General features: G+C 75.7%; 12 protein-coding genes. 4 read left to right on the forward strand and 8 right to left on the reverse strand.

The annotated features are described in order from the left end of the window. Positions 1-123: 123 nt before the first annotated feature. Entirely contained in the window at positions 124-2274 is a 2151-nt protein-coding gene (locus tag ABWU78_RS14465; protein ID WP_439158778.1) for a fibronectin type III domain-containing protein, read from the forward strand. Between the two features lie 70 nt (positions 2275-2344). Here ABWU78_RS14465 and ABWU78_RS14470 read toward each other — a convergent pair whose 3' ends face one another. Continuing rightward, entirely contained in the window at positions 2345-3721 is a 1377-nt protein-coding gene (locus ABWU78_RS14470) for an ADP-ribosylglycohydrolase family protein (RefSeq protein ID WP_439158779.1), read from the reverse strand. Between the two features lie 26 nt (positions 3722-3747). Here ABWU78_RS14470 and ABWU78_RS14475 point away from each other — a divergent pair, with 26 nt between their 5' ends. After that, a complete protein-coding gene (locus tag ABWU78_RS14475) occupies positions 3748-4227 on the forward strand; it encodes a heme-degrading domain-containing protein (RefSeq protein WP_253054368.1) in 480 nt (159 codons plus the stop codon). A 127-nt stretch (positions 4228-4354) separates the two neighbouring features. On the opposite strand, the gene ABWU78_RS14480 is transcribed toward ABWU78_RS14475, so the two are convergent. From ABWU78_RS14480 to ABWU78_RS14495, 4 genes are all read right to left on the reverse strand, one after another. Continuing rightward, a complete protein-coding gene (locus tag ABWU78_RS14480) occupies positions 4355-4888 on the reverse strand; it encodes an Hsp20/alpha crystallin family protein (RefSeq protein WP_439158780.1) in 534 nt (177 codons plus the stop codon). A 139-nt stretch (positions 4889-5027) separates the two neighbouring features. Beyond that, positions 5028-6380 (reverse strand): carbohydrate-binding protein, encoded by a 1353-nt coding sequence (locus ABWU78_RS14485; RefSeq protein ID WP_439158781.1) that lies wholly within the window; start codon positions 6378-6380, stop codon positions 5028-5030. 153 nt (positions 6381-6533) lie between these two features. Next, positions 6534-7559, reverse strand: a complete 1026-nt coding sequence (locus ABWU78_RS14490) for a hypothetical protein (RefSeq protein ID WP_439158782.1) — start codon at positions 7557-7559, stop codon at positions 6534-6536. Continuing rightward, a complete protein-coding gene (locus tag ABWU78_RS14495) occupies positions 7556-8893 on the reverse strand; it encodes an exonuclease domain-containing protein (protein ID WP_439158783.1) in 1338 nt (445 codons plus the stop codon). The genes ABWU78_RS14490 and ABWU78_RS14495 overlap by 4 nt, the downstream gene beginning before the upstream one ends. Before the next feature lie 208 nt (positions 8894-9101). Here ABWU78_RS14495 and ABWU78_RS14500 point away from each other — a divergent pair, with 208 nt between their 5' ends. Beyond that, the gene (locus tag ABWU78_RS14500) at positions 9102-10868 is read left to right on the forward strand and encodes a M28 family peptidase (RefSeq protein WP_253054357.1); all 1767 of its coding nucleotides are present in this window, start codon (positions 9102-9104) and stop codon (positions 10866-10868) included. A 122-nt stretch (positions 10869-10990) separates the two neighbouring features. Then, a complete protein-coding gene (locus tag ABWU78_RS14505) occupies positions 10991-12250 on the forward strand; it encodes a hypothetical protein (RefSeq protein WP_439158784.1) in 1260 nt (419 codons plus the stop codon). A gap of 3 nt (positions 12251-12253) precedes the next feature. Here the strand turns inward: ABWU78_RS14505 and ABWU78_RS14510 are convergent, their stop codons facing one another. From ABWU78_RS14510 to ABWU78_RS14520, 3 genes are all read right to left on the reverse strand, one after another. Further along, a complete protein-coding gene (locus tag ABWU78_RS14510) occupies positions 12254-12937 on the reverse strand; it encodes an SDR family oxidoreductase (protein WP_253054353.1) in 684 nt (227 codons plus the stop codon). A 147-nt stretch (positions 12938-13084) separates the two neighbouring features. Beyond that, positions 13085-13678, reverse strand: coding sequence for a hypothetical protein (locus ABWU78_RS14515; RefSeq protein ID WP_353708220.1), 594 nt, complete (start codon positions 13676-13678; stop codon positions 13085-13087). Positions 13679-13790: 112 nt separating this feature from the next. Further along, the gene (locus ABWU78_RS14520; protein ID WP_439158785.1) at positions 13791-15110 is read right to left on the reverse strand and encodes an NAD(P)/FAD-dependent oxidoreductase; all 1320 of its coding nucleotides are present in this window, start codon (positions 15108-15110) and stop codon (positions 13791-13793) included. Positions 15111-15277 lie beyond the last annotated feature (167 nt).

Genomic DNA, 15277 nt, shown 5'->3' on the forward strand with positions numbered 1-15277 from the left:
CGGGGCGACGGGTGCCCGCCATCCCGGGCCTCTAGCGTGACAGCGCTTCCCACCACGGGTCCGGCGCCGCCACGGTGGTCCGACGGTCGTCGCCGCGCGGACCCCTGACCTGCGAAGGAACCCATGAACCCGCACGCCTCCCGGCTGCCCGGCGCGCTGACGCGCGCGGCGGCGTCGGCGCTCGCCGTCTCCCTGGTGGGGACGGTGCTCGTCGCCGCGACCGCGACCTCGACGGCCGCCGCCGACGAGTCCCTGCTCTCGACGTCCGGCACGACCTGGCGCTACCTCGACGACAACACGAACCCAGCCGGCACCGCCGCGGACCAGCGCGTGTGGACGACCACCGCGTTCGACGACTCCGCGTGGAAGTCCGCGACCGGCGCGTTCGGCGCCAAGCGCGGCGCCGCGACGGGCATCGGGGACGCGTTCCCGATCACGACGCTCCTCACCCAGTACATCGAGGGCACGACGACGGACGTGCCCACGTTCTTCTTCCGCACCGACGTGGAGCTCACCGCGGAGGACCTCGACGGCGTCCCGGCGTTCGAGGGCGAGATCGTCTACGACGACGCGGTGATCGTCTACGTGAACGGCGAGGAGGTCGTGCGCCTGGGCGACGACGGCCGCGAGATCACGGAGAACCTGCAGTACCACGGCAACGGGCGCACGGACCCGGTGACGGGAACGTTCGTCGTGCCGGCCGACGCGTTCGAGCCCGGCGAGAACACGATCTCCGTCGCGCTCTACCAGGACGCGCCGACCAGCTCGGACATCTACCTCGACGTCCGCTCGCTCGTCCCGACGCACGGCGAGGTGCGCGACGTCGCGCTCAACGTCGGCGCGGACGAGACGCAGGCCAACGTCGCGTGGTTCTCGACCCTGCCCGGCGCGGGCGAGGTGCAGTGGACCCGTGCCGACGAGGCGGGCGGCGAGGTCGACTGGCAGGCGGCCGCGACGTCGTCGTCCCGGGACGGCACGGCCGCGGACGGCGCGACGTACCACCACGCGACGATCACCGGGCTCGAGGAGGACTCGGCCTACGCGTACCGCGTCGGCAGCGCGAGCACCGGCTGGTCCACGCCGACGACGTTCACCACGGGCACGTTCGGCGACGAGTTCAGCGCGCTGTTCATCGGCGACGCGCAGATCGGCGCGAGCGGCAACGCGACGAACGACGCCACGCGGTGGGCCGCCAACCTCGACACGATGACCGCGCGCCACCCGGACACCGCGTTCCTCATCTCCGCGGGCGACCAGGTGGAGAACGCGGGGAGCACCGCGCAGTACGCCGGGTTCCTCGCGCCGCGCGAGATGCGCGAGCTGCGCTTCGCCGTCCAGGACGGCAACCACGACACCGCGTCCGCGCTCTACGACCAGCACTACGCGATGCCGAACCTGTCGACCGAGCAGCGCCGGGACTACTGGTACGCGTACAACAACGTGCTCGTCGTGGCGATCGACTCGAACGACTTCGACCCGGCCGAGATCGCCGGCCACGAGGCGTTCCTGCGCGACGTGATCGGCACGCACGGCGACGCGTACGACTGGGTCGTCGTGACGTTCCACCACTCGCTGTACAGCCAGGCGTTCCACTCGCGCGACACGGACGTGGTCCGCATGCGCGAGGCGCTGTCGCCCGTCTTCAGCGACCTGGGCGTCGACCTCGTCCTCGCGGGCCACGACCACATCTACACGCGCTCGTACCTCATGGAGGGCGCGACGCCCGTCGTCCCGGCCGAGGCGCCGGCCGAGGGTGACGTGCTCACCCCGGACGAGGACCAGGTCCTCTACCTCACGGGCAACTCGTCGTCGGGCTCCAAGTTCTACGACTTCGACGGCGCCAAGCCGTGGACGGCGCGCTGGGAGCAGTCGCGCGAGGCCAGCTACTCCGACCTCGACGTCACGCCCACGTCGCTGACCGTCACCACCTACGCGACCGGGTCGCAGCGCGTCGTGGACCGGGTGACGCTCCAGCGCGAGGACGCGGCGGGCCCCGCCCTCGACGTCGAGACCAGCGCGCGCTGCCTCGCCGGCACGGCGTACGTCGCGGTCCGCGCGACGAACACCGGCGACGTGCCCGCCGACGTCACGCTCACGACGCCGTTCGGCACGCGCACGTTCGCGGCGGTCGCGCCCGGCAAGGCCGCGTACCAGTCGTTCTCGACGCGGTCGGTCGCGGCCGACGCGGGCTCCGTCACGGTGACGGGCACTCGACCCGACGACGCTGCCCCCACGGTCCAGGACGCCGCCTACCCGGCGGTCGCCTGCGGCTGAGCCCGCCGCCGAACCCGGGGTCGTTCCCCAGCGCACGCTCGCGCTGGGGAGCGACCCCGGGTTCGGCGTGTCAGGTCGACGGCTCGTCGAGCGGCTCGACGACGATGCCGCCGAAGCGGGCTTCGCGTGCCCGGTGCTCGACGCCGCCGATCCAGACGCGGCCGTCCCGGACCGCGTCGGAGGCGGGGGAGCGGTCGAGGTAGTGCGCCTGGTAGCCGCCGCCGAAGTCCACGTTGGACAGCGAGACCGCGCGCCCGGCCTCGTCGGTGACGTCACGCTCGCACCACGTGCACACGTGCCGCGGGTAGCGGGGGTTCCAGCGGACGAGCGTCCCGCACAGCGGGCAGAACTGCGTGCGCACCGGCTCGGCGCCGGTCGGCTCGAGCGCGCCCGAACGGACGAGGCCGGCCTGCGCGGTGTGCCGAGCGAGTGCGGTGAGCTGGCGCCCGGCGATCCCGGGCCAGCCGTGGACGGCGGTCGCCCACTCGTACGGCACGGCCCGGGCTCCGTAGCACGCACCGAGCAGGGCGCCGGCGATGGCCGCGACCGTGTCCGTGTCGCCGCCGATCGAGACGGCGGCCTGGAGCGCGGCCACGAGGTGGTCGCGGTGGGCGAACGTCGAGCCCTGCGGCGCGGAGGTCGTCGCGATGGCGTGCCACGCCGCCTGGAGCGCGGTGACGGTGAAGCCGTTCTGCCGCAGGTCGGCCGTGGGCCGCGCGCGCTCGGCGTCGGCGATCCACGCCGACCAGCGCGCCGCGGCGTCCGGGTCGAGGAGGTCCAGCCCCGCGCGCGCGTCCAGCCGCTGCTCGGTCACCGCGACCCGCACCGCCTCCGACCAGAGCACGCACGACTCGGCAGCGAGCGGGTCGGTGTGCGTGATCTCCGCGACGGCCCGCGCCGCGCGGGCGGTCGCGTCCCGGTCGTCCAGGGCCACCAGCCCGACGACGCCCGTGCGCATGAGCGCGCCGTTCCCGGCCGTGCGTCCGGTCGCCGCGTGCAGCGCGGCCGACGCCTCGCGCAGGCGCCTCGCGGCGGGTCCCCGGCGGGCGGCGGCGTCGCGCAGCACGGCGGCGGTCTGCGTCCCGACGTCGGTCGCGCCCCCGGTCCGCCACGCCTCGAACGCGGCGGCGACCTCGTCGAGCGGCGTCGCGCCGAACGCGTCCGGGACGGGGGAGAGCACGTCGCGGGCGGCCGTGACCCGCGCGACGCACACCGACATCTGCGTGTCGTCGCTCCACTCGCCCGGCGCGTACGGGCCGAGACCGCCGCCGCGCATGACCGCGACCGACTCTGGCTGGCCCGGGCCGGGCGGCTGCGCGAACTCGTACGGGACCCCGAGCGCGTCGCCCGCCGCCTGGGCGAGCAGCACGCCCGACGCGCGGTCGAGGAGGGAGAAGCCGAGCGGGTCGAGGGGTTCGCGGGCGGGCGGGGGCGGCGTCGTCGTCACGGCGTGATCGTGCCACGATGAGCGGCATGACGACGACGCCCGACGACCTCGCCGCCCTGATCGCCTCCGTCGAGGCGGACGAGCGCGACCTCGTGCTCCGCACCTTCACGCACGACGACGCCTGGCGTCTCGGCTGCCTGCTCGTCGAGCTCGCCGACGAGCGCGACCTGCCCGTGACGATCGACGTCCGCAAGGGACCGCAGCAGGTGTTCCACGCGGCGCGCGAGGGCACGACCCCGGACAACGACTCCTGGGTCGAGCGCAAGGTGCGGGTCGTCGAGCGGTTCGGGGCGTCGTCGTACCTCGTGGGCCTGCGCGCCCGCGCGAAGGGGACGACGTTCGCCGACCAGCACCAGCTCCCGCTGCAGGAGTACGCCGCCCACGGCGGAGCGTTCCCGGTGCGTGTCGAGGGCGTCGGGATCGTCGGGGTCGTGACCGTGTCCGGGCTCGCCCAGGGCGACGACCACGCACTCGTCACCGAGGCCCTGCGGTCGTTCCTCGGCTGAGCCGGGCAGACGGACGGGGCCGGCACCCGAAGGTGCCGGCCCCGTCCGTGGTCCGGGCGCGCAGGGGCGGGCGCGACCGGGGTCGGAGCGCCGGCGCGACGTCGTCCGCCGCGCCGGCGGTGCGGCGTCAGGCCGCGCGCGTGACCTCGATGCGCTGGGGAGCGCGGCCGGCGAACACGCCGGCGACCGTCACGGTGAGCACGCCCGCGTCGTAGGACGCCCGGACGGCGTCGGCCTCCGCGGTCTTCGGCAGGGTGACGGTGCGGCGGAACGCGCCGAACCGCACCTCGCGGACGCGGCGCCCGGCCGGGGCGACCTCGGCCGCCTCGTCGGCGCCGGTCTCGTCCGCGCCCGACTCGGGCTGCTCCCCGTCGGCCGCCTCGGTCGTCTCCGCCGCGGGGGCCTCGACGACGCGCTGGTCGCGACGCTCGCCGCGGACGACGAGGCGACGACCCTCGAGCTCGACGGTCACGTCCCGCTCCGGGTCGACGCCCGGCAGGTCGAAGCGGGCGACGAGGTCGTCGCCCTCGCGGTAGACGTCCGCGGCGGGCGCGTAGCCCGTCCGCGCGACGGGCGCACCCGCGGGCCGCGCCCAGAGCTGGCGCACGACGCGCTCGGTGGGCAGCGGGCGGAACGGCGCCACGGTGTAGGTGCTGATCATGGTGGTCCTCCAGGCCTGTCGTGCCACGGTCGGCCCGTGGCGTCCTGACCTGTCCAACCTTGAGCGTGCCCGGCTCAGTCCCGCGTTCGCGGACGACGAACGACGCGGTGCCCGACCCGCTCCGCCCGACCCGCGGGCGTCAGCAGAGCGCGACGTGCTGCCACGGCCCCCACGCCGCGGACGACGGCGTCTCGCCCTGCGTCCACCACCGCGCCTGCCACAGGCTCCCGCCGTGCAGCACCCGGTCGCCGCCGACGTAGACCGTCGTCGCGGACCATCCGGCGAGCGACGGGTCGTCGCACTCCGCGGGGTGCTCGGGCTCCGGCGTCGGGGTGTCCGTCGGGTCGGGGTCGGGGTCGGGCTCGTCGGTCGGGTCGGGCGTGGGCTGCTCCGTCGGGTCGGGCGTCGGGGTGCCGCCGCCCGTGGCCGTCACGGGGACGCCGGGGTTCACGAGCCCGTCCCCGCCGACGACCGTGTTGTCGTCCGTCACCGTGACCGGGCAGGTCACGGGGTCGTGCACCGTCACCTCGATCGCGTACCGGCCGCTGCCCGTCGCGCCCGTGAGGTCGGCGTGGTTGCCGCGGAACACGGTGCCGCAGCCCCACCCCGGGGACTGCTGGTGCGTCTGGAACCCGGACTTCGTCGTGACCGTCCCCACGTTGTCCTCGACGACGTAGTCGTTGCCCTTCACGTCGACCCACGAGTCGTCGTAGTTCGCCCCCGTGAGCCCGTCGCCGACGAACGTGTTGCCCGCGATCCGGCCGCCCGTCGTCCCCTCCTTGACGTCGACGTTCTCCCCGCGCACGAGCGGGCCGATGGTGTTGTCGAGGATCTGCACGTGGTCCGACCGGTCGGAGTAGTCGTTCGCCGAGCCGACGTAGACCCCCTCGCCCATGCCGCGCAGGTTCTGGCCGGTGTCGTGGATGGTCGACCCGCGCACGATCCCGTACGAGCTCGACGACCGGAAGTGGATGCCCTCCATGTCGAGGTCGTGCACCGTGACGGCGTCGATCGTCACGTGGTCGGACGAGTCGACCATGATGCCCTTCTGCGCGTGCTGGACGGTGATGCCCTGCACCGTCCAGTGGTCGGCGTCGGTGAGGTGCAGGACGTTGCCGCCCCCGCTCGACGTGCGCAGCACGGCCGCGGCGCTCCCGCGCAGCACGACGGGGTCGCTCGCCGTCCCCGCCCGGCCCGTGACCTTGAAGTTGCCGACGTACGTCCCGTCCGCCAGCTCGATCGTCTGGCCCGGCACAGCGGCGCCGAGCGCAGCGCGCAGCTCGTTCGCGGTGGCGACGTGCACGACGGCGTCGCTCGCCACCGCGCTCGTCGCGGCGGCAGGTGCCCCGGCGAGCACGGCGCAGGCTCCGACGACCAGCCCGACGAGCGCCGTGCGGCGGCGACCGGGCCGGGTCGGAGCCGAGGTCGAGGCCGGGTGCAGGGCCGGGAGCGAGTGGGCGGCGGCGGCGTCGCCGCGTGCGGTGCGGGGCATGGGCCGACGGTGCCGCCGCACCCGCCGCAGGTCAACGGTCGGTGGCCGATCGTGTGGTTCTCCCGCACCGGCGTACGGGGATTCCCTACCGCTCCGTAGCGCGTCGGTCGGCGCGGCACGCACGCGTCGGACGCCGGGACCCGGTGGGTCCGCTCACCCGCGGCGCGCGGTGCGCCGGGCCTTGCGGGCGGCCGCGGCGCGCTCCTCGGCGGCGTCGAGCCGCGCGTCGGCGTCGTCGAGCGACTCCTGGGCCGCTGCGACGGCGTCGCGCGCCTCGGCGAGCCGCGCGCGCAGGTCCTCGCGCTCGTCGGCGAGCCGGGCCAGCTCGTCCTCGACGCGCCCGAGCTCGTCCTCGACCTGCCCGACGGCGTCGCTCGCCGCGCGCACGCGCGTGTCCGCCTCGTCGCGCTCGGCCTCGAGGCGGTCGACCTCGGCGGCCGTCTCCTCGACCTCCCGTTCCGCGGCCGCCACGGCGTCCTCCGCGGGGCTCTCCCCGTCGGCCGAGCCGGCGTCGGCCCGTGCGGACCGGGCTCCGCGCCCGCCGCGCGTCGTGCTCGTCCCCGGGCCCGCGGTCCCAGGCCCGCCCGGCCCCGCGGTGCCGCCGGTCCGCGCCCGCAGCTCGACGACGTCGGCGGGCTCGCCGCCCTCGTCGACGATCCCGAACCCGACGTGCTGCAGCGCCTGCGAGAGCCGCCCCGCGCGCACGAGCGCGCCCGCGTCCGGGTTCATGACGGCGGCGGTGAGCGTCTCCGCGAGCCGGTCGAGCGCCGTCGCGGAGACCGCCCGGCCGGCGACCTCGCCCGCGTCGCGCAGCTCGCCCACGACGCGCTCCACGCGCTCGCGCCGCAGCCGGTCGAGCGTGCGGATGCGTGTGCGGTCGCGGTCGGCCGTCGCGTCGCGGAGCTCGTCCCCGAGGCTGACGAGGGCGGCGACGTCGTCGGGTCGCTCGCGCGCGACCTGGTTGACGACCCACGCCGCCACGGTCGGCTTCGCGAGCCGTGCCACGCGCTCCGCACCCACGGCGTCCCCCGACGCCTTGATCTCCTTCGCCGCCGCAGTGCGGGCGACGACGAACTGCTCGAGCGGCAGCGCGAAGAGCCCGTCGACGAGCGCGTCGGCGTCGGTACCGGCATCGGCCGGTGTGCCGGTGCCGGTGCCGGGCGAGGCGTGCGGGCTCATGACGCCCAGCGTCGCACCCCGGCGCCCGACGTGCGTCCGCTCGGCCCTCCCCGAGCCGTGAGCAGCGCCGCGAGGGCCGCCTCGGTGACGACGGGGATGCCGTACCGCCGGGCCGTGCGGGCCTTCGTCGAGAGCGAGTCCGGATCGGCGGCGACGACGAGCCGGCTCCGGCGCGTCACGTAGGGCCAGGGCGAGAGGCCGGCGGCCCGCACGTCGCGCTCCCAGGCCTCGCGCGTGCGCGACATCGACCCGGTGAGCACGACCTCGTCGCCGTCGGCGAGCACGAACGCCGGGCGTGGCGCGACGGCGAGCTCGGCCGCGAGGCGCGCCCCGAGCGCCGCCTCGACGGCTCCCGCGACGTCGTCGGCGTCGAGGCCGAGCTGGCCGGCGACCTCGTGCAGCGCGGGGTCGTCGCGGACGGAGCCGCCGTCGTCGCGATCGCCCGTGGCGGTCGCGCCGTCGAGGGCGTCGAGCTCCGCCCGGGCGAGGGCGGTCAGGTAGTCGCGGTGCAGGCCCTCGACCGCGGCCCGGTCCAGCCCGGCCCGCCGCGCCTCGGCGAGGAGCGCCGCACGCTCCGAGTGCGAGACGTAGCGGTCGAGGAGCGCGGCGTCGAGAAGACGCAGGTAGGTCTCGGTGTCGACGTCCGGGCGCTCGGCCTGGGCGCGCGCGTCGCCCGCGCGGGTGCTCGGTGCCTCGTCGAGCCCGGCGAGCCAGTGCCCGCGGGCGCGGCTCGCGCCGCGCAGGACCGGCTCCACGCCGGGGAGCGAGGCGGGCAGCGACCACCGCACCCCGTCGGCCGCGGCGCGTGCCACGTCCCAGCACTCGTCGTCGGCCGCGACGTCGAGGTAGTACCCGAGCAGCCCCGCGGTGGCGCGCGCGTCGCCCAGGGCCGAGTGGACGCCGTCGTGCACGACGCCCACGGCCGCGCAGCACGCGGCGAGCGCGCGCGAGCCCGTGAGGTACCGGCCCGCGAGCTGCTGCGTGCACAGGCACGCGACGGGGTCGATCGCGGCCGCGATGCCCGCGCGCCCGATCTCCGCGCGCAGGAACCGTGTGTCGAACGCCGCGTTGTGGGCCACGAGGACGCGCCCGGCGAGCAGGCGCAGGAGCGCGGGGGCCACGCGGTCGAACGTCGGGGCGAGGGCGACGTCGGCCGCCGCGATGCCGTGCACGTGCTGGGGCCCCAGGTCGCGCTCGGGGTTGACCAGGGTGGACCACTCGTCCTCGACCCGGCCCGCGGCGTCGACCAGCACCACCGCGACCTCGGCGACCCGGTCGCCGAGACGCGGGGAGAACCCCGTGGTCTCGAGGTCGACGACGGCGAATCCGGGCACGGGCACAGTCTGCCCGACGCCGCCCACGCCTGGTCGCCACCCGGGCCGACCACAGCCGACCCGTGCGCGCCCAGGGGTTTCGCGCGTGGCCGCGTGGGCCTACGCTCGCGAGCACACGAGCCCTCGCAGCGTCGCGTCTCGTGTGCGACTCGGCCGGACCCCGACACGACCGGGGTCGGTCGGCGGGGGCCACTGTCGAGGAGGATGCGTGAGACCACGAACGATCGTCCCGTCTGCCGCCGCCGCGAGCCTCGTGCTCGCGGCTCTGACCGCAGCGCCCGTCGGCGCTGCCCCCGGGGGCGGCCTCCGCGCCGCCGACGGGCCTCCCCCGCTCGAGGACCTCGTCACCGGCGACGCGGTCATGCAGCGGCTCCAGGACTTCCAGGACATCGCGGACGCCAACGGCGGCAACCGCGCGATGGAGACGCCCGGCTACGAGGCGAGCGCCGTCTACGTCGAGGACGCCCTGCGGGCCGCGGGCTACGAGCCCGAGCGCCAGTACTTCACGTTCGAGGACCTGGTCACCGACGACCTGTCCCTCACCGCGGCCGGCGTCGAGGTGACGTCGGACGTGTACCCCGCCGAGTTCGCCCCCGACACCCCGGACGACGGCGTCACGGGCCCGATCGTCCAGCCCGCCGACGCGCTGGTCCAGGGCTGCACCGCCGACACCTGGGACGGGGTCGCGGTCGACGGCGCCGTCGCGCTGGTCAGCCGCGGGTCGTGCCCGTTCGCGGACAAGGCACGGTTCGCCGCGGAGGCCGGCGCCGCCGCCGTGATCCTCTACAACAACACCGACGGCGCGCTCAACCCGACCCTCGGCGAGGCCAGCGACGTCTGGGTCCCGACCGTCGGCATCACGCAGGCCGACGGCCAGGCGATCCTCGCGGCGATCGCGGGCGGTGCCGAGGCGGTCGCGACCTACGACCTGCAGACGCACGTCGAGGAGTTCGAGACGTTCAACGTGCTCGCCCAGACGCCGGGCGGTCGCGACCACAACGTCGTCATGGTCGGCGCGCACCTCGACGGCGTCGAGGACGGCCCGGGCATCAACGACAACGGCTCTGGGTCGGCCGCGATCCTGGAGGTCGCGGTCCAGCTCGCCGCCGCGACCGACGGCGGCCAGGACGTCGAGAACGCGGTCCGGTTCGCGTGGTGGGGCGCGGAGGAGGTCGGGCTGCGCGGCTCGACGCACTACGTGAGCGACCTCGTCGAGAACGACCCCGCGGCGCTCGACGACATCGCGACCTATCTCAACTTCGACATGGTCGGCTCGCCGAACTACATCATCGGCGTGTACGACGCGAACGAGTCGACGTACCCCGCGCCCGTCGAGGTGCCGCCGGGCTCGGCCGAGACCGAGGCGGTGTTCACCGACTACTTCGACGGCATCGACCAGGCGTGGGTCGACACCGAGTTCTCGGGCCGCTCCGACTACCAGGCGTTCATCGAGAACGGGATCCCGGCGTCCGGCCTGTTCACCGGCGCGGACGGCTCGAAGACAGCCGAGGAGGTCGCGCTGTTCGGCGGCACCGAGGGCATCTTCTACGACCCGAACTACCACTCGCCCGCGGACACGATCGACAACGTCGACGCGACCGCGCTCGACATCATGTCCCGCGCGATCGGGCACGCGGTCGCCTCGCTGTCCGAGGACACGTTCGCGATCAACGGCGTCGGCAACCCCCGCGTCGACGCGATCGAGGCGGAGGCGCGGTGCCTGAACGGCACCGCGTACGTCGCCGTCCGCGCGACCAACGGCGAGGACCAGCCCGTGTCGCTGCGCCTCGTGACGCCGTTCGGCCAGCGGGCGTTCGGCCAGGTCGCTCCGGACGCGAACGCGTACCAGTCGTTCTCCACCCGGTCGGCCTCGGTCGACGCGGGCACCGTGAGCGTCGTCGCGCGCCTCGCGGGCGGCGGGGAGAACCACGCGCAGACGTACGACGTCGCGTACGACGCGATCGCCTGCGGCTGACGCCGCGCGGGTCGCACGACGGCGGGGCCGTCCTCCACGGGAGGGCGGCCCCGCCTGCGCCCCCACCAGGTCTACGCTGGCCCGCGGTGCGCCGTCGGGAGGCGCGACGGACAGGGGGTCACGTGGCGAAGGAACCGTTCCTCACGACGACGGACGACGAGCCGGGCGAGGGCCCCGACCTGCCCGGCACGACATCGGGCGACGGGCGCAGCACCCTCGCACGGCTGCTCGGCGAGAAGCGCCTCCTGCGCGTCCCGGCGGTGCCGCGCCCCACGCTCCCGCGCCCCTCGTTCTCGCTGCCCGGCCCGCTCGGCCGGCGCGCTCGGGGCGACGTCGGGCAGCCGGCCGGGCAGCCGGCCGAGCAGCCCGGCACCCGGCCCGGCGAGCACCCGGTCGACCTGCTCGAGGGCGGACAGGCGGCCGTGCGCGGCGCCGTCGACCCGGGGGCCGACCATGGCGCCGGACCGGACCTCGACGCCGCGCTGGAGGACGCGCTCGTCGAGGCGCTCGCGGCCGACGGTGCGGAGGCCGACGGCGGGACGGGCGCCGGTCCCGCCGACGACGGTGCGTTCGACGAGGTCGTCGCGGAGTGGGTGCGGCGCGCGATCGCCGCGTACCCGCGGCCGTCGTACCCGCTCGACCGCGAGTGGGACGTGTCGGTCCAAGGGGTCGTGCGGCTCGTCCCCTACGTGCCGCGGTTCGCGACGGCGCCGCTCGCGCTGCTCGACCGGTTCGGCGCGGTGACGATCGGCCCCCGGCGGGTGGGCCTCGACGGCAAGGACGTGGACTGGGAGCGCGTGGTCGAGGTGCGCACGGCGCCCGCGTGGACGTGCCTGTCGGCCGAGGCGCTGGAGGTGAACCTCGCGCAGTACGTCGTGGCGCTGCCCCCGCTGCCCGGCCGAGCGTGGGTCCTGCGGAAGATCAGCGAGCTCCTGCTCTCGCTCTACCTCGCCGTGCTCCCGCCGGAAGCGGACGGCGACGACGCCGTCGCCGACGCCCAGGCCCTCCTCGGGACGGCCGGCGCCGAGGGAAGCGTCCCGGACCTGCCCGACGACGATGCGGAGGCCCCGGGCGCGGACGTCGCCGACACGGTCGCGGACGCGCCGTCGGACCCGATGTTCGACCGGGTGGTGACGCAGGTGGTCTACCGGCGGCGGTTCGGGACGGGCGAGGCGCAGGCGAGCACGACGAGCGTCCTGCTCCAGCTCGCGCTGCGCGGCGCCACGGACACGATCGTCCGCACGGCCGCCGAGCGCGGCGTCGAGGTCGTGCACGTGCGCGCCGAGGACACGAGCGTCGGGTCGGTCGTGGCGCGCGCGGCGACGTGGCGCCGCACGGCGCTCGACCTGCGCGAGCGGGTGGGCCGCCGACTCGGGCGCTGACGGCTACCTGTCGAGCGCCTCGAGGATCGGCGTGCCGCCCGCGGTGAACCGCACGAAGCGCCCGACGGTCGCCGGGGTGCGCACGGCCTGCGCGACGACCATCGCGACGTCTGCGCGCGACACCCGTGACGCGGCGCCGCTCGGGACGTCGTCGGCGCCGTCGAGCCCGTCGGGGCCGTCACCGACGACGCGGATCGCGCCGGTCGGGCCGTCGTCGGTCAGCGTGCCGGGCCCGAGGATCGTCCAGTCGAGGTCGGTGCCGCGCAGGTGGTCGTCGGCGGCGAGCTTGGCGTCCGCGTAGGCGAAGAAGCTCGAGTCGGGGTCGACGCCGTGGTCGGGCACGGACCCGATCCACGACACCATGAGGTACCGGCTCACGCCGGCGGCGGAGGCGGCGTCCATCGAACGGCTCGCGGCGTCGCGGTCGACGGCGTAGGTGCGCTCCCGGTTCCCGCCGCCCGCCCCCGCGGACCACACGACGGCGTCGAACCCGCCGAGCGCGGCGGCGAGCTCGTCGACGGACGCGCTCTCGACGTCGAGCAGGAGCGGGTCGCCGCCCAGGCGCCGGACGAGCGGGAGCTGCTCCTCGGCGCGCACGATCCCCGTCACGGCGGCGCCGTGGTCGACGAGGATCGGGACGAGCAGCCGGCCCACCTTGCCGTGGGCACCGACGAGGGCGATCTTCATGCGGCGTGCTCCTGTCTGCGGGCGTCGAGATCGACCCGAGTGGCCGAGATCGACCCCCGGAGGGCCGATCTCGAGACCGTCAGGCCGATCTCGCGGTCTGGTCCCACGGTGCTCCCGCACCGGCCGCACCGCCACCCGAGGGACTGGTCAGGGGCACTGGCGGGCGTTCGGGGCGGCGCCGAGGACGACCGTCTCCGACGCCCGGACGAGGTCGCCGCCCGTCGGGTCCTGCACGCAGACCGTCCAGCCGTTCGACGCGCCCGGCAGAGCGCCCGCCTGGGGGTCGCGTGCGTCGACGACCACCACCGTCACCGCGCCCCGCTGCTCCAGGTCGGCGCGCGCCTGCTTGAGCCTCGTCTCGACGAGGTTCGGCATCGGGAACGCGGGCTCGATCTCGACCGAGAGCTCGATGCCGTCGGACCCGCCCGGCGGGACCGGGCTGCCCGGCCCGGTCGTCGGGCCGTCGGTGGGGCCGGTCGTCGGGTCGCCGGTCGGCTCCCCGGTCGGGCCCGTGGTCGGCTCTACGGTGGGCGACGGCGTCGGGGTCCCGGGACCGCCCGGCACCCCCTCGACGCGGCAGCCCGCCAGCGCCGCCACCGCCACGGCCGCGAGCACGACGACGCGCGTCCGTCGCGGTACCGCCGTCGTGCGCGCACGCCCGACGCGGTGCGCCCCGTGCTCCTGGGAGATGTCCTTCTGCCGGCCCGTCGTCGTCGACGGTGCCGTCGTTCGTCCTGCCACCACACGTGCCCCCGTTGCCCCTGCGAACTTCCCTGCGTCTTCGAGGGTACGTGACGGTCGCCGCGCGTGCGGCCGGGGGAGGGGGCAGGGCCGGGTGATCCTCGAGCGCGGGTCAGCCGCCGCGCGGGGCCGTGCGCTTGGGCGGCCGGACGGTCGGGACGTCGCCGACGATGGGGATCGGCCGCCGGTGGAACGGGAAGCCGTAGCGCGTGACCAGGCCGGCGAGCGTCGTCAGCCGGTTGCGGGGCCCGATGAGCCCCATGATGTGGACGAACAACCACGCGAGCCACGCCACGCCCCGCGTGAGCCGCAGCCGCCCGACGACCTCCGCGATCGCCGCGCGCCGCCCGATGACCGCCATGGTGCCCTTGTCGAAGTAGCGCAGGGACGTCGTCGGGCACCCCGCGAGCAGCGCCTCGATGTTGCGCGCGACCTGAGCGCCCGACTGGATCGCCGGCTGCGCGAGCTGCGGCAGCCCCGCCGGGGAGATCGCGATGTCGCCGGCCGCGAAGACCCCGGGCAGACCCTCCACCTGCAGGTCGTCCCCGACGACGACGCGCCCGCCCTCGCCGCGCGGCAGATCCCAGTCGTCGACCTCCTCGTGCGGGTGGACGCCCGCCGACCAGACCGTGAGGTCGGACCGGATGCGCGTGCCGTCCGTGAGCACGACGGCATCCGGCAGCACCTCGGCGACCCCGGCCCCCAGGTGCAGGCCGACGCCGCGACGTCGCAGCTCCTCGGCGGCGTACCGGCGCAGCCTCGGGTGGAACGACTTGAGCACCTCGCCGCCGCGCTGGACGATCTTCACCTCGAACGCGTCGCCGTGGATCTCCGGGTAGGCGGGGCGCAGGCCCGCGGTGCGCAGCTCGGCGAGCGCCCCCGCGACCTCGACGCCCGTCGCGCCGCCGCCCACGACCACGACGCGCAGACCCTCGTCCGTCCCGGGGTTCGCCGCCGCCTTCTCGAGCCGGATGAAGAGCGTGTCGCGGATCTTCATCGCCTGCGACCGCGAGTACATGGGGAACGAGTTCTCCTTGGCGCCCGGGGTGCCGAAGAAGTTCGCCGTGACGCCGTTCGCGACGACGAGGAAGTCGTAGTCGACCCACTCGTCGTTGAGGAGCCGGATGCGGCGCGCCTCGTGGTCGATCCCGACGAGGTGCTCGTGCACCACCCGCACGTTCTTCTGCTTGAGCCGCAGCCCGCGCAGGAAGTACGTGACGTCACCCGGGTTCAGGCCGCCGGTCGCGACCTGGTAGAGCAACGGCTGGAACGTGTTGTAGACGCGGCGGTCCACGAGCGTCACGCGCACGGGGGCCTTCGCGAGCCCCTTGACGACGGCGAGGCCGGCGAACCCCGCACCGACCACCACGACGTGCGGCAGGGAGTCGGGGGCTGCTGCCGCACCAGGCGCAGCGGTGACGGGCTCGGGCACGGGGCCTCCTCGGGGCGACGGGGTGGGAGAGCGCCGGTGCCCGCCCGCCTGCGTCGCGGACGTCGCCGACGACGTCTGCCAGGTTACGGCGAACCCCGCCCCCGCGCCGAACAGGCGCCGCGACGCGCGATAGAGCCGTGGTCCTGCCCGACGGCGGTCTGGTCACC

Source organism: Cellulosimicrobium sp. CpK407 (assembly GCF_051844275.1).
Classification (GTDB): domain Bacteria; phylum Actinomycetota; class Actinomycetes; order Actinomycetales; family Cellulomonadaceae; genus Cellulosimicrobium; species Cellulosimicrobium cellulans_G.